Below are 24,639 nucleotides of genomic sequence, written 5' to 3' on the forward strand. Positions count from 1 at the left end.
GGCAAGGCAATACTCAGCTGACAAATGCGCGCGGCCATCGTCGCTGATCGGGGATCAAAACCATGTCTGAGGTGATCTGCATTGCTGGTATGGATCGTCAGGGTTTTTGGGTAAATTTCGCACGATATTTCACTGAATTTGCATGCGCGGGGCCATTCGGGACATATTTGGCTTATAAAAATTGCTCCGACGCAATTTATCGGCTGCGTTGATGCTTGTTTCGCGATGATTATGGAAGTATTGATAACGCCGCCCGAAACAGGGGACGCGCCGACACGATGGCATTGCATCCCTGCCAGGGAACCGGATCACATACCGTCTCGTTCGGATCGCCGATGGACGGAGAGCATAGCGGGGATACTTCATGGCCCGTATTGTCATGAAATTTGGCGGCACTTCGGTCGCTGATGTTGATAAAATCAAAAACGTAGCACGTCGGGTCAAGGCCGAGGTGGACGCTGGCAATCAGGTTGCTGTGGTCGTCTCTGCCATGTCTGGCAAGACCAATGAACTGGTCGGTTGGGCGCAGGAAGTCTCGCCGATGTATGATGCACGCGAATATGACGTCATCGTATCGTCGGGTGAGCAGGTTACCGTCGGGCTTCTGGCCATGGCGCTGCAAAGCATGGATGTGCCTGCGCGTTCCTGGCTTGGATGGCAGATTCCGATCAAGACCGATGGCGCACATGCCAAGGCCCGTATCAAGGAAATCGATACCACCGAACTCGACAAGCGCATGAATGGCGGCGAAGTCGTTTGTGTGGCCGGGTTCCAGGGGATCGCACCGGACAACCGGATCACCACGCTGGGGCGTGGCGGGTCGGATACGTCTGCTGTGGCGCTTGCGGCGGCACTGAATGCGGATCGTTGCGACATCTATACCGATGTCGAAGGGGTTTACACCACCGATCCGCGCATCGTGCCCAAGGCCAAGAAGATCGAAAAGATTACCTACGAAGAAATGCTGGAACTGGCTTCGCTGGGTGCGAAGGTCCTGCAAACCCGTTCTGTCGAGATGGCCATGAACCATCGCGTCCGGGTACAGGTCCGCTCGACCTTTAGCGAAGCAGAAGGAACACTTGTTGTAGACGAGGACGAAATCGTGGAACAGGAAGTCGTCAGCGGAATTGCCTATAGCCGTGACGAAGCCAAGATCACCTTGGTTAAAGTCGCTGATAAGCCGGGTATTGCCGCTTCTATTTTCAGCCCGCTGGCTGATGCGAATATCAATGTCGATATGATCGTGCAGAACGTCTCTGAAGACGGCAAAAGCACGGACATGACCTTTACCGTTCCGCGGGGTGAATTCCAGCGTGCGCTTCAGGTCATCGAAAAAAACAAGGACAAGATCGCCTATCAGGAACTTCTGAGCACTTCGGATGTTACCAAGGTATCGATCATTGGTGTCGGCATGCGCTCGCATGTCGGTGTCGCGCGCAAAATGTTTGAAACCCTTGCTGAAAAGGGCATCAACATTCAGGTCATCTCCACCTCGGAAATCAAGGTCAGTGTTCTGATCGCCGAGGAATATACCGAACTTGCAGTTCGTGCCCTGCACACTGCTTATGGTCTTGATGACGAATAATTTCGACAGTCCGATCGCTTTTGCGCGATTAAGCCACTGTTAAATTACGTGTAATACTACATACTGGTCGCAACGATGTGTTTCGGCCATTTGTGATGAAATGGCAGGGGATCAATCGGTCTCCTGCATTTCTGCTTTGGGGTACAGAAAATATGAGTGATCCGAAATTCGACGCAGCACACGCGCGCCTTGAAAAACTGTGGGCAGCGGGCAAGGAATTCCTTGGAACCGATTATGCCATCATGGCTGGTGCAATGTCGTGGGTGTCTGAACGTCATCTGGTTTCGGCGGTCTCAAATGCGGGCGGTTTTGGTGTAATTGCCTGTGGCTCCATGACCCCGGATTTGCTGTCGGCGGAAATTGCCGCGACCAAGGAAATGACCAAAAAGCCGTTTGGCGTCAATCTGATCACCATGCATCCGCAGCTTGATGATCTGATCGAAGTTTGTCGTGAACATAATGTCGGTCATGTGGTTCTGGCTGGCGGTTTGCCGTCGTCAAACTCGATCAAGCAGGCCAAGGAATTCGCCAAGGTTGTCTGTTTTGCCCCGGCGCTGGTTCTGGCCAAGAAACTGATCCGTTCGGGGGCCGATGCGCTGGTGATCGAAGGCAGTGAAGCCGGTGGCCATATCGGCCCGGTATCGCTGACCGTTCTGGTTCAGGAAATTCTGCCAAACATTTCCGACATTCCGGTTTTCTGTGCCGGTGGTATCGGACGCGGCGAAGCAATTACCGGTCTGCTTGAACAGGGTGCGGCGGGTGTGCAAATCGGGACTCGTCTGGTGTGTGCCGAAGAATGCATTGCCCATCCCGATTTCAAGAAGGCTTTCATTCGCGCAAGCGCGCGTGATGCTGTCACCACCGTGCAGCTTGATGACCGTTTCCCGGTTATTCCGGTCCGTGCCCTTGCCAACAAGGGAACCGAGGAATTCCGCGAAACCCAGCGCAAAGTCATTGAGAAATTCCGTTCAGGCGAACTCGATCAGGGTGCCGCCCAGCTTGAAATCGAACATTTCTGGGCCGGGGCATTGCGCCGCGCCGTGATCGATGGTGACGTCGAAAGTGGATCGGTTATGGCAGGGCAGTCGGTTGGTATGGTAAAGAAAGAACAACCGGTTACCGAAATTCTGCAAGAGTTGGTCGAACAGGCCGTTCATTCCCTGATTAAGAGAGACGACTAAGCCAAATGAGCATTCCCTCCGCCGCAGTCTCTGGTCCGCGACGCCTTTTAAAGCGCGTCCGTGACGTTATGGCTGGGCCGGGGACTGCGGAAGAGCGTCTGGGACAGATCGTAACCATCATTGCTGCTGATATGGTGGCAGAGGTGTGCTCGGTCTATGTCATGCGCGCGGGCGAAGTGCTTGAACTGTTCGCGACATGTGGTCTGTCCAAAGAGGCGGTCCACATGACCCGCCTGCGCGTTGGCGAGGGCATTGTCGGTTTTGTTGCCGCCCATGCCCGTCCGCTTAATCTCAAGGATGCGCAAAAGCACCCGAACTTTGCCTATCGCCCGGAAACCGGCGAGGAAATCTATCATTCTATGATCGGTGTACCGATTTTGCGCGGTGGTCGCATTATCGGGGTTCTGGCCGTCCAGAACCGTACCGAACGCCTTTATTCCGAAGACGAACAGGAAGCGCTTGAAAACGTAGCCATGGTGCTGGCCGAAATGGTCGCCGGTGGCGAACTGGTCAGCCGTGAAGAACTGCTTCCGGCTGATGGGATTGCATTGTTGCCGCTGCGTCTGGGCGGGGCGCGTCTGGCACCCGGGATCGGCAAGGGGCTTGCCGTTCTTCATGAACCGCGCATCGTCATTGATCGCATGGTGTCCGAAGACCCGGAAGAAGAACTGACGCGTCTGCGCGAAGCCATGCACGGCCTTCAGAACCATCTCGACAAGATGCTCGAAGCAGTATCGGGTATTGATGGCCTGAACGAGGCCGACGATCCGGGCGACATTCTTGAAGCTTATCGGATGATTGCCCAGGATACCGGATGGCTTAACCGCATCACCGAGGCGGTCCATACGGGCCTTACGGCAGAAGCCGCGGTGCAAAAGGTCCATGACGATACGCGTGCGCGCATGGCGCAGGTCTCCGACCCGTATTTGCGCGAACGTCTTCATGATCTCGAAGATCTGGCCAACCGGTTGTTGCAGCATCTTTCCGGGCAATATCAGTCCCCGGCATTTGGCGATCTGCCTGATGATATCATTCTGGTTGCGCGCAATATCGGTCCGGCCGAACTTCTTGATTATGATCATACCCGGTTGCGCGGTCTGGCGCTTGAAGAAGGGTCGCATACCTCGCACGTGGCGATCGTTGCCCGTGCGCTTGATATTCCGGTTCTGGGCGGGGTCAAAGGAGTTCTCGACAAGGTCGAGGCCGGTGATCCGCTGATTGTTGATGCCGACAATACCCAGCTGTTTGTCCGCCCGACCGAAGATGTGCGCGCGGTAATTGACGGCGCCCTTAAGGCCCGGGCCGAACGCAAGGCGCTTTATGCCCAGATGCGCGACATGCCGGCACGCACCACCGATGGTGCGGACATTTCGCTTAATGTGAATGCCGGTCTTTTGATCGATGTCCCCCATGTGGTGGAAAGCGGTGCGGATGGTATTGGCCTGTACCGGACGGAAATTCCGTTCATGGTGCGATCGGCCATGCCCGATATCACCGACCAGACGCGTCTTTATGACCGCATTTTCGAACAGGCGGACGGACGTCCTGTTGTGTTTCGGACCCTTGATGTCGGGGGTGACAAGTTGTTACCCTATTGGGAGGACATGACAGAAGAAAACCCGGCAATGGGGTGGCGGTCGATCCGCATCACCCTGGATCGCCCGGCGGTGCTTGTGCATCAGTTGCGCGCCCTGATCCGGGCCGGTCATGATCGGGATTTGTATGTCATGTTCCCGATGATCGCAGAAGTGGCCGAGTTTGATCAGGCCAAGCAGCTTCTGGATCAGCAGCTTAAACGTGAAGCCGAACGCGGATTTGTGCCGCGCAAGGTCGAGGTTGGCGCAATGCTCGAAGTGCCTGCCCTGATCTGGCAGGCCCCGACATTGCTTGACCGGGTGGATTTCCTGTCGGTTGGTACCAACGATCTTTTGCAGTTCATGTTTGCTGCCGATCGCGGTAACCCGCGGATCGAAGGACGGTATGATACCCTGTCACCGAGTGTATTTGCATTTATGCGGCAATTGGTGACATTGTGTGACCAGCGGAATGTCCGCCTGACCATTTGTGGTGAAATGGCGGGGCGGCCGCTCGAAGCGATGGCTCTCATCGGTTTGGGAATCAAACGATTGTCAATGGCGCCTGCATCTGTCGGTCCTGTGAAGGAAATGGTCAGAAGCATGTGCAAGGCTGAAGTTGAAAGATATGTCCTGACGATAATGGACAGTTCCACCAGATCTCTGCGTTCGCGTCTTAAGGCTTTCGCAATAGATCATGGTGTAAAACTTTAAAAAACATCGCTTTTGGTGGGGGTATCTGCTATTTTTATTGCTAGATCGTAACGTGGGGGTGCGGAGTTGGCGATCAAAAAGCGAAAGGAAGATCATTTGGGTGATGAGTCCCGTGAACGCCTGCGTTTCAGGCCTTTATCCGGGGACCAGCCATCGAATGATGTTGTGATGGACGCAGAGAATAATCAGTTCGGCGGTGGAAGTGCCGATGTCGGAAGCCTGCTTAAGGCGACCCGTACCGGATTGGGGCAATCAGTCGAAGACGTTTGCCGTATGCTCCGTATTCGCAAAATCTATATCGAAGCCATTGAAAACAGCGACTATTCGATCTTGCCGAATGGTCCCTATGGTCTTGGCTTTGTAAAGGCATATGCCGAACATCTTGGATTGGACGGGGCAGAAATGACCCGTCGTTTCCGCGAGGAAAGCAATGCGCCTGCGGTTCGCAGCGAATTGTCATTCCCGAAACCGGTTCAGGAAAGCCGTGTGCCCGGTGGGGCGGTGCTGCTGATTGCCGTGATGCTGGGTCTTGGTGCTTATGGCGGATGGTACTATCTGTCGAGCCAGGGCAAAACCATTGCTGATCTGGTTGATCCGTTGCCCGAACGCCTGGCAAGCTATTCGGCAAAGCCGGTCGAGCCGGCTGAACCGCGCAATCTTGAAAACGCAGCCGAGGCACAAGCTGCCGAGGCCGATGTTCCTGCAACAGCACCGGTAACCCCGGAAACGGCGGCGAATGACGCATCTGATGCGCCAGTCACCCCGGTCGTGCCGTCACAGGAAACTGCAACCGCGACAGAAGAACCGGTCGCGGAACCGCAATCGGCACCGGCCGCCGAAGTTGCAGAAGCAACCGAGGCAGCGGGCGCATCTGATGCACCGGCACCGGTTGTAGCCGAAGAACCCGCAGCCACGCCTGAAACGGCACCTGCGGCGACGGCGACGCCTGCACCGGCTGAGCAGCAACCTGCTGCTTCGGCATCGGTACCGGCGGCACCCGCAGCGGAAGTTGCGTCGGTTCCTGCGGCACCGGAAGTCGAAGAGGCGGGCGGTGCCCGTGTGTTCGGGGCGGTCAATGTTGACAGCCGTGTAACGATTTCGGCGGTTGAGACCAGCTGGGTCCGCATCCGTGAGTCAGATGGCAATGTGCTTCTGACCCGTATGCTGACGGCAGGCGATACCTATAAGGTGCCGAATCGCGATGGCCTTAAACTTGAAGTCGGCAATGCCGGTGCGCTGACCTATAGCATCGACGGTGCGGACGCCAAGCCGGTCGGCGATTACGGTGCGGTGATTTCGGACTTTTCGCTTGATGTCGATGATCTGACACAGGCCGATCAGCCGACTGCACAGTAACTTTTCTGCCATCGAACTGGCACGGAACTGTGATCTGATGACGAAGGCGACCCAATGGGTCGCCTTTTTCGTGTCAGATATGCAAAATCTGGCTGAAAATCTGTCAGGCAACGGTTTCTAATCTGTGCCTGATAAGCTATATACACCCCCAAGACATCTTGAACATTCTGGAACACGAAATGAGCGTCCGCCCATATCGCGATATTGAACGCCGCCAAAGCCGCAAAATCCGTGTTGGTAATGTGGAAGTTGGTGGAGACGCGCCGATCTCGGTGCAGTCGATGACCAATACCCTGACCACCGATGTGAACGCGACAGTTGCGCAGATCCATCGTCTGGAAGAAGCGGGTGCGGATATTGTGCGTGTTTCCTGCCCCGATCAGGAATCAACCGCAGCCCTGAAAGACATCATCAAACAGGTGCATGTCCCGATCGTTGCCGACATTCATTTCCATTACAAACGCGCGATCGAGGCCGCCGAAGCCGGCGCTGCGTGTCTGCGCATCAATCCGGGCAATATCGGATCGACCGACCGCGTGCGCGAAGTCGTCAAGGCAGCCAAGGATCATGGCTGTTCGATGCGCATCGGCGTGAATGCCGGGTCGCTCGAAAAGGAGCTTCTGGAACGGTACGGCGAACCTTGCCCGGAGGCGATGGTCGAAAGTGCGCTTAATCACGCCAAGATCCTTGAAGATCAGGATTTCCGCGAATTCAAGATTTCGGTAAAGGCATCGGACGTGTTCCTTGCGGTTGCCGCCTATTACGGTTTGGCCGAAGCATGCGATTATCCGCTGCATCTTGGCATTACCGAGGCCGGTGGTCTGCGCGGTGGTACGGTAAAATCGTCGATCGGTATGGGCAACCTTCTGTGGGCCGGTATTGGTGATACGCTTCGTGTCTCGCTGTCGGCTGACCCGGTCGAGGAAATCCATGTCGGGTTTGATATTCTGAAATCGCTTGGTCTTCGGACCCGCGGTGTTCAGATCATTTCCTGTCCGTCCTGTGCGCGTCAGGGCTTTAACGTGGTTGAAACCGTGGCAGAGCTTGAAAAGCGTCTTGCCCATATCTCGACCCCGATCTCCCTGTCGATTATCGGCTGTATCGTCAATGGCCCGGGCGAAGCCCGCGAAACCGATATCGGTCTGACCGGGGGGGGTGGAGGAAATCACAAGATGTATATTTCCGGCCGTCCCGATCACAATATCAGCACCGAAAAGATGGTCGACCATATCGTCGAACTGGTCGAAGAGCGGGCTGCCAAGATCGAAGCCGAAGAAGCAGCAAAACAAACCGCAGCGGAATAGCAACGCTGTATTGATCAATTTTGGCTTTCCGCCACACCGGCGGAAAGCTATTTTCATGTTCGCATGAATTTGCGCAACGCGGATTTTCGCGCAAATATCTGGAATTCAAGTTAGATCGGAGACCCAAAGTGGCATCGCTTCAACCCGTCCGTGGCACGCACGACCTTCTGCCGGAACAGAACCGTCTGCAGGATTACATCGCGAATACTGCACGCGAAATCGGCGAGTTGTATGGCTACCACCGGATGACCACGCCGATCTTCGAATTTACCGAAGTCTTTGCCAGAACCCTTGGCGATACATCCGATGTCGTGACCAAGGAAATGTATACGTTCGAGGATCGCGGCGGCGAACAGATCACGCTGCGCCCCGAAGGAACGGCGGGTATTGCGCGTGCCTATATTTCCAATGGCATGCAGCAGATGTCCCCGGTCAAGGTCAGCTATTATGGCCCGATGTTCCGATATGAACGTCCGCAAAAAGGCCGCCAGCGCCAGTTCCACCAGATTGGTGCCGAACTTCTTGGCGTTGAACAGGTCGCAGGCGACATCGAAATGATCGGGTATGGCGCACATATCCTTAAACGCCTTGGCCTTTGGGACGATATCACGCTGGAACTCAATACCCTTGGCGATCCGGAAAGCCGGGCGGCTTATCGCGATGTGCTGGTCGATTACTTCAAGGGCCATTTTGACAAGCTGTCAGAAGACAGCCGCGCGCGTCTGGAAAAGAACCCGCTTCGTATTCTTGATTCCAAGGATGAAGGCGACCGCGAACTGGTGGCCAATGCGCCGCTGTTTTCGGAATATCTGAATGATCACAGCAAGGAATTCTTCAAGGGCCTGACCGAAGGTCTGGGGGATATCGGCATCAGCTATCAGTTGAACCCGCGTCTGGTGCGTGGTCTGGATTACTATTGCCATACCTGTTTCGAGTTCACCACCAACACCCTTGGCGCACAGGGCACCGTGATGGCCGGTGGCCGTTATGACGGCCTGATTTCGACCATGGGTGGTCCGCAGACTGCCGGTGTTGGCTGGGCGGCTGGTGTGGAGCGTCTTGCCCTTATGGTGGGCGAAGCCCCGGCCGGTGCCCGTCCGGTGGCCCTGATCCCGATGGGGGATGCGGCCGAGGCAAAATGCAGAAGTCTGGCCCAGACTTTGCGCGAAGCCGGTGTGGCTGTCGAGCTTGGCTATTCAGGCAATATGAAAAAGCGTCTTAAGCGCGCGGACAAGGCAAATGCCAGCCGGGCCGTGATCCTTGGTGATGACGAACTGGCCAAAGGTGTCGCCCAGTTGCGCGATCTTGACAGTGGCGAGCAACAGGAAGTCGCACTTGATCAGCTTGCTGATGTGATCGGCAAAAAGTGAGAACAGCGTGACAGACGGACCAACGCATGAGGATGCCGGAGACTGGCCGCTTGATCGCCTGATGGTGATCGGCACCAATCATCGGCGCTCAAGCGAGGATACCCGCGACCGTCTGTTCATCGAAGAAGCCCGCCTGCCACAGTTTCTGGCCGCGATCGAGCAGGCCCGTCTGGGGCAGGCCGTGGTGGTTTCGACCTGTAACCGCACCGAAATCCATTTGCTGGCGTCTGAGGCCGAGCGCGGTCGCGAACGTCTGATCGATCTGATGTCGCTTTGGGCTGATATTGATCGTGATCAGCTGGCAACCGAACTTTATATCCGCGCAGGCCGGGATGCGCTTCGCCACATGTTTGCGGTGGCCGCATCGCTTGACAGTCTGGTGATTGGCGAACCCGAAGTCTTTGGTCAGGTCAAGGATGCGCATCGCATCGCGCGCAAGCATGATCTGGTCGGGCGCGAACTGGAGCAGGTTTATCAGACCGCCTATGCGATCGCCAAAAAGGTCCGAAGCCAGACCGGTATCGGACAGGGCGCGGTTTCGATTGCCGCAGCGGCCCAGTCGGTTGCCCGTGATCTGCATGGTGATCTCAAGGATTGTACCTTGCTTGTTGCCGGGGCCGGGGACATGGGCGAACTGATTGCCGCATCGCTTGCCGAACGGGGCATCGGACGCATTCTGGTGACCGATCGCCTGACAGCCCGGGCGCGGCTGGTGGCAAGACGGCTTGATTGCCACTGGTCGGAAATGGACGATCTGGACCGGCTTCTGGCCGAGGCGGATCTGGTTCTGACCGCCGGTGGTTCACGGCGATACATGATTGACAAGGACCGCGCACTTGCCGCGGTCAAACGCCGCCGGTTCCGACCGGTTCTGATGATTGATACCGCCGTTCCGGGCGACATCGATCCGCAGGTCGATGAAATTGACGAAGTGTTCTTTTACCGGATCGAGGATCTGGAAAAGATCGCAGCCGAAGGACGCGGCGGGCGCGAGGAAAAGGCAGACGAAGCCTGGGCGCTGATTGAAACCGAGCTTGACGGTTTCGTCCGGGATCGTGCGCAACGCGCGGCTGTTCCGGCCATTGCCGATTTGCGCAAACGGTTCGAGGCCGTCCGTGAAGATGCACTGCGTGAAAGCCACGGGGATGCGGAAAAGGCAACCAGACTTCTGGTCAATCGTCTTTTGCATGCACCGACCCAGGCCCTGAAAGATTTGGCGACGACAACAGACGGTGTTGGCACCGTGGAATGGGTCAAGGCCCAGAAATTGTTGGCGCGCCTGTTTGAACTTGAAGACAAACCGGTCGACACGGCAAAAAGCCCGACCGATCCGAAGCAGGAGAATGAAGAGTGAGTCTCGACCTTGGTAAACTTGATGGTGTTGTGCGCCGGTTTGACGAACTCAACGCGCTTCTTTCAAGCGGCGAGCTTGATGGTGAAGGCTTCGCCAAAATGTCGCGCGAACATGCCGAACTGGCCCCGGTGGTCGAGGCGATCGAGGCCTATAAACGCCTTTTGAGCGACCTTGAAGAAGCCGAAGAAATCCTGGCTGACCCGTCCGGTGATCGCGACATGCGTGAAATGGCAGAAACCGAGAAATACGAAATTCTTGAAAAACTGCCCGAAGCCGAACGCCAGATGAAGCTGATGCTGATCCCCAAGGACAGCGCAGATACCAAAAACGCCATTCTTGAAATCCGTGCCGGCACCGGCGGCGAGGAAGCCGCCCTGTTTGCAGCCGATCTGTATCGCATGTATCAGCGTTACGCCGAAGGCCGCGGCTGGAAGTTCGAACAGATGGATGCCAGCGAGAACGACCTTGGCGGTTACAAGGAAGTCATCGTCAACGTGTCGGGGACGGACGTGTTTGCGCGTCTGAAATTTGAAAGTGGCGTGCACCGTGTGCAGCGTGTCCCGGTGACAGAAGGCGGCGGTCGCATTCATACGTCTGCGGCAACCGTTGCGGTGCTGCCCGAGGCCGAAGAAGTCGATATCCGCATTGATCCCAAGGATCTGCGTATTGATACATACCGTTCGCAAGGGGCCGGTGGTCAGCACGTCAACACGACCGATAGTGCGGTGCGCATCACCCATATCCCGACCGGCGTGGTTGCCGCCAGCCAGGAAGCAAAATCGCAGCACAAGAACAAGGAAAAGGCGATGAAGATGCTGCTTTCGCGCCTGTATGACCAGGAACGCGAAAGCAAGGACAGCGCACGCGCGGCGGATCGCAAGTCACAGGTCGGATCGGGGGATCGTTCCGAGCGTATCCGCACCTATAACTTCCCGCAGGGGCGCGTATCGGATCACCGCATCAACCTGACCCTGTATCGTCTGGATGACTTCATTGCCGGTGGCCCGGCCGTCGATGAAATGATCGATGCCCTGATTGCCGAGGAACAGGCACAGAAACTGGCCGAGATCGAAGGGTAAGCATGTCCGCAACACTCGGCACATTGATGGCAGAAGGGGTCGCAGCCCTGAATGAGGCGGGCATTGAAAATGCCCGGATGGATGTGCGTATCTTGCTTGCACGTGCGGCCGGTGTTGATGGAGGGCGGATTTCGGCATGGCCCGAAGACGAAGTCGCGGCTGACAAGGAAGCACTTTTTCGTGACATGATCGCGCGGCGCAGCGGCCATGAACCGGTCGGGCGGATTTTGGGTGAACGCGATTTCTGGCGTCATACTTTCAAGCTGGCGCCTGAAACGCTTGAACCGCGCCCCGATAGCGAAACCCTTGTTGAATGGGCGATTGATTTCCTTGAAGACAATGATGCGCCGCGCATTGTCGATTTTGGTACCGGCACCGGGTGTTTGTTGCTTTCGACCATTGGTGATCTGCCCGGATCAAGCGGTATCGGTCTTGATATCAGCGAAGGTGCGGTTGCCTGTGCGCGGGAAAATGCCCGCGCCCTTGATCTGGACGGGCAGGTGGAATTCCGGGTCTCGGATTGGGATAGCGCCCTTGATGATCGCGAACGTGCGGACGGGTTTGATCTTGTGATGTCCAACCCGCCCTATATCACCCGGGACGAGATGGAAACACTGTCACCGGAAGTTCAGAAATTTGATCCGCGCATTGCCCTGACCGATGAAGGGGACGGACTGGCGGCCTATCGGGTGCTGTCACAGGTTGCCTTTGATCTGGCAAAGCCGGGTGGCTTCGTGATTTTCGAGATTGGCCGCGGTCAGGAAAAAGACGTTGGCCAGTTGCTGGTCGAAGCCGGTTTTGTCGGGGTGGAATATCGCGAAGACCTTGGCGGTATTGTGCGCTGTGTCGCGGCAAAGAAAACGCGCTGTTCTGTTGGTCGTTGCGTAATCTGAGTTTTGCGTCCCTGTGATGTAAAAAAAGCGATTGGCAGTGAAAAAAACAGTTGGAATAACAGATCAAGCCATATAGGTTGGTTTTAACGGGCCGGGTGCCCGACGCGCTTATGAGAGCGCCGTGTTCCCCAGTAAACAGTTAACAATCTCCGTTCCATTGATGGATCCCGGCAGGTTTGTGTAGGTGCCGTTTTGACCGGTGCTGTTTAGCGGGAAATATGTTTTTCAGACGGAGTGGTTCCGGGGCCTTTGATGCCACCGGATTGTTCTTCAACACCAAAGTCATGTTGATATGAGAAATAACAATAAACGTCCGCGCGGACGGCAACAGTCTAACAAACGTCCAGTAAATCCAAAATTCCAGAATTTTGACAGCAATGGGCCGGACGGCCGTGTTCGCGGCAACGCCCAGCAGGTCTACGAAAAATACGTTTCGCTTGCCAAGGATTGCACTGACGATCCGGTTCTTGCGGAAAACTTCTATCAGCACGCTGAACACTACCACCGCATTCTTCAGGCGGCACAGGAGTGGGAAAACCAGCGTCGCGAAGAACGTGGCGAAAACAATCGTCAGCGCAACAACCGTGGCAACCGTGATGACCGCAACGACGCCCAGTCAAACCAGGGCGACGACCAGCAGGGCGACAACACCGAAAACGCGGAAAACGCGTCCAACGACAGTGTTGCAACCCCGGCGGATGCAGACGGTTCGGCTGGTGAAAACACCGAAACTGCCGCAAGCGACGATGGTGACGACAAGCCGAAACGCGCAACCCGCACCCGTCGGACCGACGGTCGTGCAACCGGTCGCGGTCGCCCGCGCAAAACCGACGATGCCGATGCGTCCGACAAGCCCGCAGCCGCAGATGCCGCTGGCGACGACACCCCGGCTGATGCCGAAACGGCAGAGCAGGGTGACGAAACCGAAAAGAAACCGCGCCGTGCCGCAAGTGGTACCGCCCGCACCCGTGGCCGCCATCCGACAGCACGTCGCGGGCGCAGCCGTGCGGCGGGCCGTGATGACGAAGAAGCCGTTTCTTCCGACGAAGGTACGGAACCGGTTTCGGCCTGATCTGACGGTCACATCATCTCAACATGACAAACACCCCTGTAAGTCAATGACTTGCAGGGGTGTTGTCGTTTTCGGGGGAATTCACGGTCCCGGGTGGCTGTTTAACGCGGTGTAACTGTAAAACAATATATCGGAATATATCGTGCAACCTGTGATTATTGTTGGTATCAATTTATAAAAATCACAAATAATTCCGTAAGGTTACTGCCGGTCAAAGAGCACAGGTGGTGACCACCGAAAGGCGCGCATAGTCGGGGAGTGGTTGATGGGAACAGGTCTGTTTCGGGTCATCATGGTGCTGTTATGGGCACTTGGCGGGATGGTCATCGCCCTTGGTTTGTTTAATGGTGACTATGAACTGGCCCTGCTTGGCGGGGTATGTTTCATCATCCCGATGTTCCTGCCGCTGATTGTGATTGCAATCAACCGGTCACGACCGGCTTCTTCGAAGTCCAAGAAAACCCTGTCACCGGCCCAGCAGGCCAAAATCAAGGCCGAAGGACAATGGGCCAAGCGCGAAGACCTGACGGCACGCAAGCTTCTTGAAAACAATCCGCCGCTTGTTCTGGGGCGCTGGGGGGATGAAAAACGCCTGGTCGGGGCGTCGGGTTTGAAACGTGTCATCACCTTTGCTACGTCACCTGACGAATATTACCGGTCCTCGGCCGAACCCAATGCGTTGCTTCATACCGGCAATCTGTTTGTCTATGAACGGGTCGGCAGCATCTATCGCGCGGTTCATGATCGCCGTGCAAAAATGGGCCAGAAGCTGATCGTGCTGGATCCGCACGGACAAAGCGGTGCTGAAACCCATCAATTCAATCCGTTTGATTTTATCCGTCAGCAGGGCGAAGGGCTGATTACCGATACCGGGCTGATCGCCGATACCCTGTTGGCGCCGATGTTTGTCCAGGAACTTGACGAACAGGAAGTGCGAACTGCGCGCACCCTGTTGCAGGGCTTCATCGTTCATACCATTCAGAAAAGCCTTAAGGAAAACAGGAATTTGGGCGAAGTCCGCCGCAACCTGATCATGCCTTCTCACCGGTTCTACAAGATCCTTGAAGAATTGATGGGGATTGAATCCGCCGATGGGCGGATTTCCGAAGTCGCCCTGAATATCCTGGATATGACCGAAGATCAGCGCATGAAGATCATCGAGGCCTGCCGCAATGCGACGGCGGAATTCGATCATCCGCAAATCTCGCGCCTGGTCAGCAGCAGCAGCTTCACCATCGATGATATCGTATCGGGCGGCGTTTCGATTTTTGTCATCGGGCAACTGGCCGGGGAAACCCCGGATGTTCAGCCATCCTTTAGCCGTGTGATGTTGGCCGGGATGATGAACCTGATCAATCAGCGCGGCTGGAAATCGGGGGACCCTGAATTCCTGATTCTGCTGGACGGGGTGGAACGGGTCGGGCGCATGCCGCTGTTTGAACGGCTTCTTGGCGGCGGATATGGCGATGGCATGGTGGTCTGGCCCGGATTTAGCGGTGTCAGTGGCCTGATGGATGTGTGCCTGAACTGGGAAAACGTTGTCGGGCGGGTTGACGCCATTTCGGTGCTTAGCCAGGAAGGGGCATTCAACCTTGACTGGGTGTCGGGACTGACGGCGATGTCACGCTTTGACGACACCGGTGGCGGGGCTGATACCACACGCCCGGTGCATTTGCGCCCACAGGACAACCAGCCGATCCTCAGATCAGCCGAAGTCGCACGGTTCCCCAAGGAAGAACAAATCCTGTTTCGCAAGGGATGCCCACCGATCCGGGCCTGGCGACTTGACTGGCATCATGATGAAATGTTTGCCGGCATGGCTGTTCACGCCCCGACATTCAATCCGGAAAGCTAGAAACGCTATTCGGGGACCGGGGTTATCAATGGACGACATCCTGCCGGTATTTGATGAACCACCGGCAGGATGGAAATTTCGGGAATATTCGGGTCAGTCGATCGTGATCGCATCACCCGGGGTGATGGTCACATCGTCAAGGGCCTCGACATAGACACCCATATAAAGATGGTTCACACCCTTGCGCAGCATCAGGGGCACATTGATGTCGGAAACGGCGGTGTCGGGATTGACGCTTGTTGCCTTGCACCGGGTGATCGGGTGAATGACCCGGAATGATCCGCCATTGATCTTGATGATCTGGCCTTCTTCCCATTCCAGTTCTTTCCACGGATCAAGTCCGTCAATCAGCAAATTGCCACGGAACCGCATCGGATCGACTTCGCCCTGGACGATACGGGTGGCGAAATCGCGGATGGATGCCAGATTGAGAACCGAAATATAGGGTTCGCGCATATCGCCAAATTGGGTTTCAGGTGCGGAATAGATTTTCGGCGTGCCAGCGACGTCGTTTTTCAGAAACGCCTTGAGGAAATCCTCAATCACGGTGCGGCCCATGGCATCGTCAAGCTTGCCCTTGCAGATTGCCCGGCCATTTCGCAAAACCGTCAATGTGGCGGTGTCCTGATCATATTCGGTGCCAAGTTCGGCCAGTTTGGGGGTGTTGACCAGTTGCAGGAAGTTGCTTTTGCGCGCCCATTCCCGCACACCGTCTTGTCCCAGCGATGACTGGGTGGCGACGACAAACCGGCGGTCATTGGCAAGCATTTTATGCGCCGTGATTTTGGCGTCTGGCATATCGATGCCGCGCATTCCCTTGACCGGGTATCGTTTGATGGCTTTGAGCTCGACCGTCATGGTGTGTCTTCCTGTATGGCGCTTGGGCATGGTATCGGTTCGGGGCGGAATACATGCCGTAAACGGTGACGTTAATTCGTTGTTTTGCCAAGAGCAACCCCAACATTCATACATGTTTCAGGGCAGTCCGGGCGTCTCTGGAATAATGACAGAATTCCGTGTTGCGGCGCACAAATAATTCTTGCAACTTTTGTAGGGGTATATGGTTGCAAACAGGCTAGACTGAGACATATCAATGTTGTCGCTGTTGAAATAATCTATAATTTTAGAATTCGGCAATGACGCCAAGGCCGTGGATGCTTCAAAGAAGGTCCACATCGTATGGATACTGTTGACTCAAGGAGTGGCAGGAATGGAATTCGAAAAGTTTACGGACCGGTCCAAAGGATTTCTGCAGTCTGCGCAATCGCTTGCGCTGCGTGAAAACCATCAGCAATTTGTACCGATCCATCTTCTGAAAGTGCTGCTGGACGACGAAGAAGGTCTGGCAGCCAATCTGATCAAGGCAGCAGGCGGCAAGCCCAAACTTGCCCAGGAACGCTGTGCGCAGGAACTGGCAAAATTGCCAAAGGTTTCCGGCGGCAATGGTCAGATTTACCTTTCGTCGGAATTTGCCCGTCTGATTGATCAGGCGCAGGAAGTCGCCAAGAAGGCCGGTGACAGCTATGTCACGGCTGAACGGCTGTTGCTGACCATCGCACTTGATCCGAAATCGACCGCGGGCAAGGTTCTGGCGGATGCCGGTGTAACCGCACAGGGCCTTAATGGGGCGATCAATGACATCCGCAAGGGCCGCACGGCAGACAGTGCGGGCGCGGAAAATCAGTATGACGCCCTTAAGAAATATGCCCGTGACCTGACAGAGGCAGCGCGTGAAGGCAAACTTGATCCGGTCATTGGCCGTGACGAGGAAATCCGTCGTGCCGTTCAGGTCCTGTCGCGCCGGACCAAAAACAACCCGGTAATGATCGGTGAACCCGGTGTCGGTAAAACCGCGATTGCCGAAGGTCTGGCATTGCGCATCGTCAAGGGTGACGTGCCCGAAACGCTTAAGGACAAGAAACTTCTGTCGCTTGATCTTGGGGCACTGATTGCCGGTGCCAAGTTCCGCGGCGAGTTCGAGGAACGCCTCAAAGCGGTCTTGAGCGAAATTGAATCAGAAGCCGGTCAGGTCATTCTGTTCATTGACGAGCTGCACACCCTTGTCGGGGCAGGCAAGGCCGAAGGTTCGATGGATGCATCCAACCTTCTGAAGCCGGCACTGGCGCGCGGTGAGCTGCACTGCGTTGGTGCGACCACGTTGGACGAATATCGTCAGCATATCGAAAAGGATGCGGCACTGGCCCGGCGTTTCCAGCCGGTCTTTGTATCCGAACCATCGGTTGCCGACACGGTATCGATCCTGCGCGGGATCAAGGACAAATACGAACTCCATCACGGGGTCCGGATTGCCGATACCGCACTGGTGGCCGCTGCAACGCTTTCGAACCGCTATATCACGGATCGTTTTCTGCCCGACAAGGCGATCGATCTGATGGATGAGGCATCATCACGTCTTCGGATGGAACTTGATTCCAAGCCCGAGGAAATCGACGAACTTGATCGCCGTATCATTCAGCTCAAGATCGAACGCGAGGCCCTGAAAAAAGAACAGGACAGCGCGTCACAGGATCGTCTTGGCCGTCTGGAAAAGGAACTGGCCGAACTGGAAGGCAAGTCGGCCGAACTGACCGCAAAATGGGAAGCCCAGAAAAAAGAACTGGCGGCATCAACCCATATCAAGGAACAGCTTGACCAGGCGCGCGGTGAACTTGAACGCGCCATGCGTGATGGCAAACTCGACCGTGCCGGACAGCTTCAATACGAAGAAATCCCGGCCCTGATGGCATTGCTTGAAAAGGCCGAAAACGATCCGTCGCGCGGCATCAAGGAAGAAGCAGTAACCGAAAAACATATCGCATCGGTGGTATCGCGCTGGACCGGTATTCCGGTGGACAAGATGCTTGAAGGTGAACGTGAAAAACTTCTGGAAATGGAAGACACGTTGCGCAAGCGGGTTGTTGGTCAGGATGACGCCGTGCGGTCGATTTCGAACGCGGTGCGCCGTGCCCGTGCCGGGCTTCAGGATCCAAACCGACCGATTGGTTCGTTCCTGTTCCTTGGCCCCACCGGGGTTGGTAAAACCGAACTGACCAAGGCGCTGGCACAGTTCCTGTTTGATGATGAACAGGCCATGGTACGGATTGATATGTCCGAATTCATGGAAAAACATGCCGTCGCGCGTCTGATCGGTGCGCCCCCGGGCTATGTCGGTTACGAAGAGGGCGGTTCCCTGACCGAAGCGGTACGGCGGCGTCCGTATCAGGTTGTGCTGTTTGACGAAGTCGAAAAGGCACATCCCGATGTGTTCAACGTCCTGCTTCAGGTTCTTGACGAAGGTCGTCTGACCGACGGGCAGGGCCGGGTTGTCGATTTCCGCAATACGCTGATCATTCTGACCTCGAACCTGGGCGGTGAAATTCTTGCCAACCAGCAACCGGGTCATGACAGCGGCGAAGTCCGCAATCAGGTCATGGAAATTGTCCGGGCATCGTTCCGTCCGGAATTCCTGAACCGTCTGGATGAAACCATCCTGTTCCATCGTCTGGCCCGTGAACAGATGGGCAAGATCGTTGAAATCCAGCTTGGCCGTCTTGAGAAGCTGCTGTTTGATCGCAAGATCGATCTCAAGCTTGATGATGCTGCCAAGGATTGGCTGGCAGAAAAAGGGTATGACCCGATTTACGGTGCCCGCCCGCTTAAACGCGTCATTCAGCGTTATCTGCAAAACCCGCTGGCGATGCAGATCCTTGAAGGCGCGATCAAGGATGGCGATACCGTGCCGGTCTCGACCGAAGGAAGCGATCTTTTGCTGAATGGCAAAAAGGTCGAGGTGGTTGAATAACCCCGCCTGACATTACAAATGCAAAACCCCGGCATATGTCCGGGGTTTTGTCTTTTTCGGGTCATGATTACCCGGCACTATCGGTTTGCGATAAGATAGACAGATCAGACAATATGCAACCACGTAAACGACCGGGACATCACATGCAGTCAAAACCGTTTTCATCCATGCAGCGCCTTGGCGTGATCGCACTTGGTGCACTTGTTCTTTCAACCGGGATGTCCCAGCCGTCTGTGGCGCAATCCTTTTTTGACAAGGCAAAGCAAACGCTTGGCGATGCGTTGAATTCATCGGGATCAGGCAGTTCGTCAGATGCCACGAGTGCGGCGGTTTCGGCCCTGTCGTCGGATACGGTGGAGCAGGGCCTCAAACAGGCGCTTGATATGGGGGTTGATCTTGTTACCAGTCAGCTTGGCGCGACCGATGGCTTCAATGCCGACCCGGTGGCCCATATCCCGCTTCCTGAAAGTGTCAAATCAGCCCAGAAACTTTTGAGTGCCGCCGGGCTTGGCAGCTATGCCGACGAGATCGAGCTGCGCATGAACCGGGCGGCCGAACAAACCATGAGCGATGCGGGGGATATCCTGGTCAATGCGGTCAAACAGATGACCGTTGCCGATGCCAAGGGCATTCTTGAGGGACCAGATGACGCCGCAACCAGCTATCTGCGCCGTGTTGCCGGTTCGGACATCGAAGGGCGCTTGCGCCCGGTTATTACCGATGCGCTGGCAGATACCGGTGCCCTGTCGCTTTATGATCAGATGGTCGGGCAATATGACACATTGCCGTTCGTCCCCGATCTCAAGGCGTCACTGACCGATCATGCGACGGAAAAGGCAATGGACGGACTGTTCCATTACATCGCGCTTCAGGAAGCAGACATTCGTTCCGATCCGACCCGCTGGACGACAGATATCCTCAAAAAGGTATTCTCGGCCGCGCAATAGGGGCATTGGAGCCGGGGCCGTGGATGCAAACAACCGGTTTTGATCAGCGGTATTGTTCGGGAAGGTCTTCCCAGCGATCACGCATGTCGGCAAGGGTTTCGTCGGGAACCTGATGGATGCTGCCGAATTTGCCGTGGCATTCGACGATCAGAAGTTTGATATCAAGCTGTTCGGCCATGTCGATATAGGCCTTCATTTCCCAGAACCGGGTAAAGGTGTTGGAGACGATGACATTCCTGCCATCTGTCAGGGCGTCGCGACATTTGGCTTCACATTTGGCGTGGGTGTGACGAAGCCGGCGGATGTCAAATTCATAGAAGCCCTGACGGTCGACCATGAACATGTCGGCTTCCAGATGTAGCGCGCCGGTTGCCGATGCCAGATGCACGGCCAATGTTGATTTCCCTGATCCGGGAAGACCCCGGATCAGGGTTAGTGTTTGAAGCTTTCCGTCTTTGACGCCAGGCATTTCGACAGTTACTGGCCTTTGCGCTTGCGCTGATAAAGGCCATCAAGCTGTTTGCCATAGGCTTCGCGGATTTTATGGCGACGGATTTTCATCGACGGCGTCAGCATTTCGTTATCGATGCTGAACGGAGCTTCGGCGAACATGAAGCTGCGGACCTTTTCAATCGTCGACAGGCGTTTGTTGACGCGATCAATGGCGTCACGGATGGCTTTGCGGAAATCTTCGTTCTTCGCCAGCACATCGATATTGTTTTCAATCGAATTGTCGCGGGCGAATTCGCGCATGAAGTCTTCTTCCGGCCAGACAACCGCCACCAAATAGGGCAAGGCATCGCCATAGACCATGGCCTGCGAGATTTCGGTCTCAAGCGTCATCAGACCTTCGATCCGCTGGGGCGAAATATTGTCCCCGCCGGAATTGACGATGATGTCCTTCTTGCGATCGGTGATGATCAGGCTGCCTTCTTCGTCAAACATGCCGATATCGCCGGTATGAAGCCAGCCATCAACAATGGTTGCTGCCGTCACATCGGGCAGGTTCCAGTAGCCTTTCATCATGCTTTCGCCGCGCAGAAGGATTTCGCCATCCGGGGCAATCTGTACCTCTGCGCCGACCATGGGCGGACCAACGGTGCGCAGTTTGTTGTTTTCGGCACGGTTACACGAAACAACCGGGGCGAATTCGGTCTGGCCATATCCCTGCAAAATGCGGATACCGCACGATACAAACAGAACACCCAGTTCATAGTTCAGCGGCCCGCCGCCCGATACCATGGCCTTGATGCGGCCACCGAAACGTTGGCGCAACTTGCGCCGCAACAGCAATTCGCATGCAAGGTTCTGAAGCTTTTCCACAAATGTCAGGCGCTGCTTTTCGTAATTCTTGCGCCCAAGGCGGAGTGTCAGTTCAAACAGCTTCTGTTTGATGCCGCCTTCTTTTTCGACCATGCGGCTCATGCGCTGATAAAGCATTTCATAAAGACGCGGCACCGCGGTCATGATGGTCGGGCGGACTTCGGCAAGATTGGCCGCAAGCTTATCAAGGCTTTCGGCATAATAAATCTGCGCGCCGATACTCATCGGGAAATAAAGCCCGGCTGTATGTTCATAGGAATGCGACAGCGGCAGGAATGACAGGAAGATTTCGTCTTCGATGCCAAGGGTATCAATGATGTCGAACGCCCCCATGCAGTTCGACAGGATCGCCCCGTGGGCAAGCATCACGCCCTTGGGCGAACCGCCGGTACCCGACGTATAGATCAGGCAGGCCAGATCATCGCGCTTGATCCCGTTGACCCAGCTGTCGATATCATGCGCAAGACCGCGCCCCTTGGCAATCAGGTCATCCCACCGTGAAATGGTGATATCGCCAACAAAGCTCTGCCCCCATTCTTCCATCATGATGGCATGACGGCAGCGCCCGCTATCAAGGGCGGCATGCAGGAAAGGCTGGGCGAGTTTCTTGGTCGATATGATGGCAATGGCCGCACCACTGTCTTCGATCGCGTGCAAATGATCGCGTTCGGTATTGGTGGTATAGGCCGGGACAGTCATTGCGCCCACGCACATGATGGCAAGATCGGCAATCCCCCATTCCGTGCGGTTTTCCGACACTAGCAAAACCCGGTCCCCGGGACGCACGCCGATATCATAAAGCGCACGGGCAAGGGCGCGGACCTGATCGGCCACCTCAAGCCAGGTGGTGGGGACAAATTCATTGGTTTCGCTGTTTTTGGTCCAAAGAAACGGTGCGTCACCATATTTCTTGGCCTGTGCGAAAAACATCGAGGGCAAGTTTTGCCAGTCGGCATAATCCTGCAAGCTCGTCATGACATTTCCTTGCCTTGTTATCTTTTCCCGTGGTCGGCAATCTTCGGGTTGCCCTGTACTGGTTGTTCTCTTCAAATCGTTCAGATCGCGCAAGATGCAAGCTGGACCAATTTAAATGAACGTTCCAAGACAATTTTGTTATCAGGGATTGCATCGTTTGGCAGCCTGAAAATGACGAAATTTGCGTCTGCCGGAATGCTTTTCACAAAGAACATTGAATTTTCGGGAAATTTTTCACGCAATCATGCCGACGATGACGTGATCTGAACACATTGTCGGGCCATCTTCATGACGGTTTGCTGTTGTTCGGATCGACGGTAACGATATGATCGGTTGGATCGCCCGGAAATCGATCCGCATTCAGGGCTGGTGATATGGCATCAAGCAGCTATATATCGGTATCGGGATGTGACTGCGCGGCATGCGGATCATGACGGCGCAGAACGGGGCGAAAGCAAGAGATTAGTCTGGAGGACAAATGAACGCGATCAACAAGAATTTGCCGACCTGGGATCTGACGGATCTCTATAACGATCCAAAAGACCCCGCTATCCGGCGCGATCTTGATGATGCAAAAAATCGCAGTCAGGCGTTCCAAAAAAGCTATCAGGGCAAATTGAACGATCTGTCGGGCGACGAACTGGCAGGCGCGATTGCCGAATATGAAGCCATCAGCGAGATTTGCGGTAAAATCGGCTCCTTTGCACAGCTGCTTTATGCCGGTGACAGTGCTGATCCCGCAATTGGTCAGTTCTATCAGTCCGTTCAGGAAGAGATGACGGCGATTTCAAGCCTGTCGCTGTTCTTCGGGCTTGAACTGAACCGGATCGAAGATGACGCGCTTGATGCGAAATATGCCGAAAGTGCCGATCTGCGCCGGTATCGCCCGTGGCTGAATGAAAACCGGGCCTTCCGCCCGCACCAACTGTCTGACGAAGTCGAACAGGTTCTTCATGAACGCCGTGTCGCCGGATCAAGCGCCTGGGTGCGCCTGTTTGATCAGACCATGGCCGATCTGCGCTTCCCGATTGATGGCAATGAGCTGACCATGTCGGACGCATCGAACATGCTGTCCTCGACCAAGGTGGAAGATCGCAAAAAGGCTGCCAAGGCAATTGGCGATGTTCTGGGCAAGAATATCAAGCTTCTGGCGCATATCACCAACACCCTTGCCAAGGACAAGGAGATTGATGATCGCCTGCGCAAATTTGCCACCCCGGTATCGTCACGCAACCTGTCCAACCAGGTCGAAGACGAAGTGGTTGATGCGCTTAATACCGCGGTTAAAAACAGCCATGCCGATCTGTCGCACCGTTATTATCGCCTGAAGGCAAAATGGTTCGGTGTCGATCAGCTTGATTACTGGGACCGTAACGCGCCGCTTCCTGATGACGATGACCGTCAGATCGATTGGGAAACCGCACGGTCGACAGTGCTTAAGGCTTATGGTGAATTTTCACCGGAACTGGCCGCGGTTGGGCAGAAATTCTTTGATAATCCATGGATCGATGTGCCGCCCCGTGCCGGTAAATCATCGGGTGCCTTTGCCCATCCGACCGTACCGTCAGCCCATCCCTATTTGCTGCTGAACTATCACGGCAAAACCCGTGATGTGATGACCCTTGCCCATGAACTGGGCCATGGTGTGCATCAGGTCCTGGCCGGTGAACATGGCTATTTCCTGTCTGATACGCCGCTGACCCTTGCGGAAACCGCATCGGTATTTGGCGAAATGCTGACCTTCCAGTCGATGCTGCGCTCGGAAACCGATCCGAAGATGAAACGCATCATGCTGGCCGGCAAGGTTGAGGATATGCTCAACACCGTCGTGCGTCAGATCGCGTTCTTCGAGTTCGAAAAACGCGTCCATGACAAACGCCGCGAAGGTGAATTGACCGTTGATGAGATCTGCGAGATCTGGCTTGCCGTACAACATGAAAGTCTGGGCGATGCCATCCGGTATGAAGACGAGTACAAATATTACTGGTCCTACATTCCGCACTTCATCCATTCGCCGTTCTATGTGTATGCCTATGCCTTTGGCGATTGCCTTGTGAACTCGCTTTATGATGTTTACGAACACGCCGAAGACGGCTTCCAGCAGAAATATCTTGATATGCTGAAAGCCGGTGGCACCAAACATCACAAGGAACTTCTGGCACCGTTCGGTCTTGATGCATCCGACCCGGCCTTCTGGCAACGGGGTCTGAACATGATCAAACGCATGATCGACGAGCTGGAGGAGCTTTCCTGAC

17 protein-coding genes are annotated in these 24,639 nt (G+C 55.4%); 14 read left to right on the forward strand and 3 right to left on the reverse strand.

What is annotated here, in order from left to right:
• Positions 1–364: 364 nt before the first annotated feature.
• The 11 genes from AUQ42_RS13885 (at position 365) to AUQ42_RS13935 (ending at position 15,337) form a co-directional block, all read left to right on the forward strand.
• Complete coding sequence (locus tag AUQ42_RS13885; RefSeq protein WP_068519662.1) at positions 365–1,585, forward strand: aspartate kinase; 1,221 nt, start codon at positions 365–367, stop codon at positions 1,583–1,585.
• A 152-nt stretch (positions 1,586–1,737) separates the two neighbouring features.
• On the forward strand, positions 1,738–2,766 hold the full coding sequence (locus AUQ42_RS13890) for a nitronate monooxygenase family protein (RefSeq protein WP_068519739.1): 1,029 nt from the start codon (positions 1,738–1,740) through the stop codon (positions 2,764–2,766).
• Between the two features lie 5 nt (positions 2,767–2,771).
• On the forward strand, positions 2,772–5,054 hold the full coding sequence (ptsP, locus tag AUQ42_RS13895) for a phosphoenolpyruvate--protein phosphotransferase (RefSeq protein ID WP_068519663.1): 2,283 nt from the start codon (positions 2,772–2,774) through the stop codon (positions 5,052–5,054).
• A gap of 168 nt (positions 5,055–5,222) precedes the next feature.
• Positions 5,223–6,410 carry a helix-turn-helix domain-containing protein gene (locus tag AUQ42_RS13900; RefSeq protein ID WP_082817879.1) on the forward strand — a complete coding sequence of 396 codons (1,188 nt, stop codon included), beginning with the start codon at positions 5,223–5,225 and terminating at the stop codon, positions 6,408–6,410.
• A gap of 179 nt (positions 6,411–6,589) precedes the next feature.
• Positions 6,590–7,714, forward strand: coding sequence for a flavodoxin-dependent (E)-4-hydroxy-3-methylbut-2-enyl-diphosphate synthase (gene ispG, locus AUQ42_RS13905; protein ID WP_068519665.1), 1,125 nt, complete (start codon positions 6,590–6,592; stop codon positions 7,712–7,714).
• Positions 7,715–7,842: 128 nt separating this feature from the next.
• Positions 7,843–9,084, forward strand: a complete 1,242-nt coding sequence (gene hisS, locus AUQ42_RS13910) for a histidine--tRNA ligase (RefSeq protein WP_068519666.1) — start codon at positions 7,843–7,845, stop codon at positions 9,082–9,084.
• Positions 9,085–9,091: 7 nt separating this feature from the next.
• A complete protein-coding gene (gene hemA, locus AUQ42_RS13915; RefSeq protein ID WP_068519667.1) occupies positions 9,092–10,438 on the forward strand; it encodes a glutamyl-tRNA reductase in 1,347 nt (448 codons plus the stop codon).
• A complete protein-coding gene (prfA, locus tag AUQ42_RS13920) occupies positions 10,435–11,517 on the forward strand; it encodes a peptide chain release factor 1 (RefSeq protein ID WP_068519668.1) in 1,083 nt (360 codons plus the stop codon). Before hemA ends, prfA begins: the two co-directional genes overlap by 4 nt.
• A gap of 2 nt (positions 11,518–11,519) precedes the next feature.
• On the forward strand, positions 11,520–12,410 hold the full coding sequence (gene prmC / locus AUQ42_RS13925; RefSeq protein WP_068519669.1) for a peptide chain release factor N(5)-glutamine methyltransferase: 891 nt from the start codon (positions 11,520–11,522) through the stop codon (positions 12,408–12,410).
• A gap of 292 nt (positions 12,411–12,702) precedes the next feature.
• Positions 12,703–13,482, forward strand: coding sequence for a DUF4167 domain-containing protein (locus tag AUQ42_RS13930; protein WP_068519670.1), 780 nt, complete (start codon positions 12,703–12,705; stop codon positions 13,480–13,482).
• A gap of 265 nt (positions 13,483–13,747) precedes the next feature.
• Positions 13,748–15,337, forward strand: coding sequence for a type IV secretory system conjugative DNA transfer family protein (locus tag AUQ42_RS13935; RefSeq protein ID WP_068519671.1), 1,590 nt, complete (start codon positions 13,748–13,750; stop codon positions 15,335–15,337).
• 93 nt (positions 15,338–15,430) lie between these two features.
• On the opposite strand, the gene AUQ42_RS13940 is transcribed toward AUQ42_RS13935, so the two are convergent.
• Complete coding sequence (locus tag AUQ42_RS13940) at positions 15,431–16,195, reverse strand: MOSC domain-containing protein (protein ID WP_068519672.1); 765 nt, start codon at positions 16,193–16,195, stop codon at positions 15,431–15,433.
• A 352-nt stretch (positions 16,196–16,547) separates the two neighbouring features.
• Between AUQ42_RS13940 and clpB the strand changes: the two genes are divergently transcribed.
• Together clpB and AUQ42_RS13950 are read left to right on the forward strand one after the other, a co-directional pair.
• Entirely contained in the window at positions 16,548–19,139 is a 2,592-nt protein-coding gene (clpB, locus tag AUQ42_RS13945; RefSeq protein ID WP_068519673.1) for an ATP-dependent chaperone ClpB, read from the forward strand.
• Between the two features lie 143 nt (positions 19,140–19,282).
• Positions 19,283–20,086, forward strand: a complete 804-nt coding sequence (locus AUQ42_RS13950) for a DUF4197 domain-containing protein (RefSeq protein WP_231856773.1) — start codon at positions 19,283–19,285, stop codon at positions 20,084–20,086.
• A 43-nt stretch (positions 20,087–20,129) separates the two neighbouring features.
• Here the strand turns inward: AUQ42_RS13950 and AUQ42_RS13955 are convergent, their stop codons facing one another.
• Together AUQ42_RS13955 and AUQ42_RS13960 are read right to left on the reverse strand one after the other, a co-directional pair.
• A complete protein-coding gene (locus AUQ42_RS13955; protein ID WP_068519674.1) occupies positions 20,130–20,555 on the reverse strand; it encodes an ATP-binding protein in 426 nt (141 codons plus the stop codon).
• Positions 20,556–20,563: 8 nt separating this feature from the next.
• Positions 20,564–22,384, reverse strand: a complete 1,821-nt coding sequence (locus tag AUQ42_RS13960) for a long-chain fatty acid--CoA ligase (protein ID WP_068519675.1) — start codon at positions 22,382–22,384, stop codon at positions 20,564–20,566.
• Positions 22,385–22,862: 478 nt separating this feature from the next.
• Between AUQ42_RS13960 and AUQ42_RS13970 the strand changes: the two genes are divergently transcribed.
• Positions 22,863–24,638 (forward strand): M3 family oligoendopeptidase, encoded by a 1,776-nt coding sequence (locus AUQ42_RS13970; protein ID WP_068519677.1) that lies wholly within the window; start codon positions 22,863–22,865, stop codon positions 24,636–24,638.
• Position 24,639 lies beyond the last annotated feature (1 nt).

It is taken from the genome of Thalassospira sp. MCCC 1A02491, assembly GCF_001613785.1.
Lineage (GTDB): Bacteria > Pseudomonadota > Alphaproteobacteria > Rhodospirillales > Thalassospiraceae > Thalassospira > Thalassospira povalilytica.

Coding starts and splice junctions, on each gene's coding strand:
- AUQ42_RS13885 (WP_068519662.1), top strand. CDS start 365: ATGGCCCGTATTGTCATGAAATTTGGCGGCACTTCGGTCGCTGATGTT.
- AUQ42_RS13890 (WP_068519739.1), top strand. CDS start 1,738: ATGAGTGATCCGAAATTCGACGCAGCACACGCGCGCCTTGAAAAACTG.
- ptsP (WP_068519663.1), top strand. CDS start 2,772: ATGAGCATTCCCTCCGCCGCAGTCTCTGGTCCGCGACGCCTTTTAAAG.
- AUQ42_RS13900 (WP_082817879.1), top strand. CDS start 5,223: ATGGACGCAGAGAATAATCAGTTCGGCGGTGGAAGTGCCGATGTCGGA.
- ispG (WP_068519665.1), top strand. CDS start 6,590: ATGAGCGTCCGCCCATATCGCGATATTGAACGCCGCCAAAGCCGCAAA.
- prmC (WP_068519669.1), top strand. CDS start 11,520: ATGTCCGCAACACTCGGCACATTGATGGCAGAAGGGGTCGCAGCCCTG.
- AUQ42_RS13930 (WP_068519670.1), top strand. CDS start 12,703: ATGAGAAATAACAATAAACGTCCGCGCGGACGGCAACAGTCTAACAAA.
- AUQ42_RS13935 (WP_068519671.1), top strand. CDS start 13,748: ATGGGAACAGGTCTGTTTCGGGTCATCATGGTGCTGTTATGGGCACTT.
- AUQ42_RS13940 (WP_068519672.1), bottom strand. CDS start 16,195: ATGACGGTCGAGCTCAAAGCCATCAAACGATACCCGGTCAAGGGAATG.
- clpB (WP_068519673.1), top strand. CDS start 16,548: ATGGAATTCGAAAAGTTTACGGACCGGTCCAAAGGATTTCTGCAGTCT.
- AUQ42_RS13950 (WP_231856773.1), top strand. CDS start 19,283: ATGCAGTCAAAACCGTTTTCATCCATGCAGCGCCTTGGCGTGATCGCA.
- AUQ42_RS13955 (WP_068519674.1), bottom strand. CDS start 20,555: ATGCCTGGCGTCAAAGACGGAAAGCTTCAAACACTAACCCTGATCCGG.
- AUQ42_RS13960 (WP_068519675.1), bottom strand. CDS start 22,384: ATGACGAGCTTGCAGGATTATGCCGACTGGCAAAACTTGCCCTCGATG.
- AUQ42_RS13970 (WP_068519677.1), top strand. CDS start 22,863: ATGAACGCGATCAACAAGAATTTGCCGACCTGGGATCTGACGGATCTC.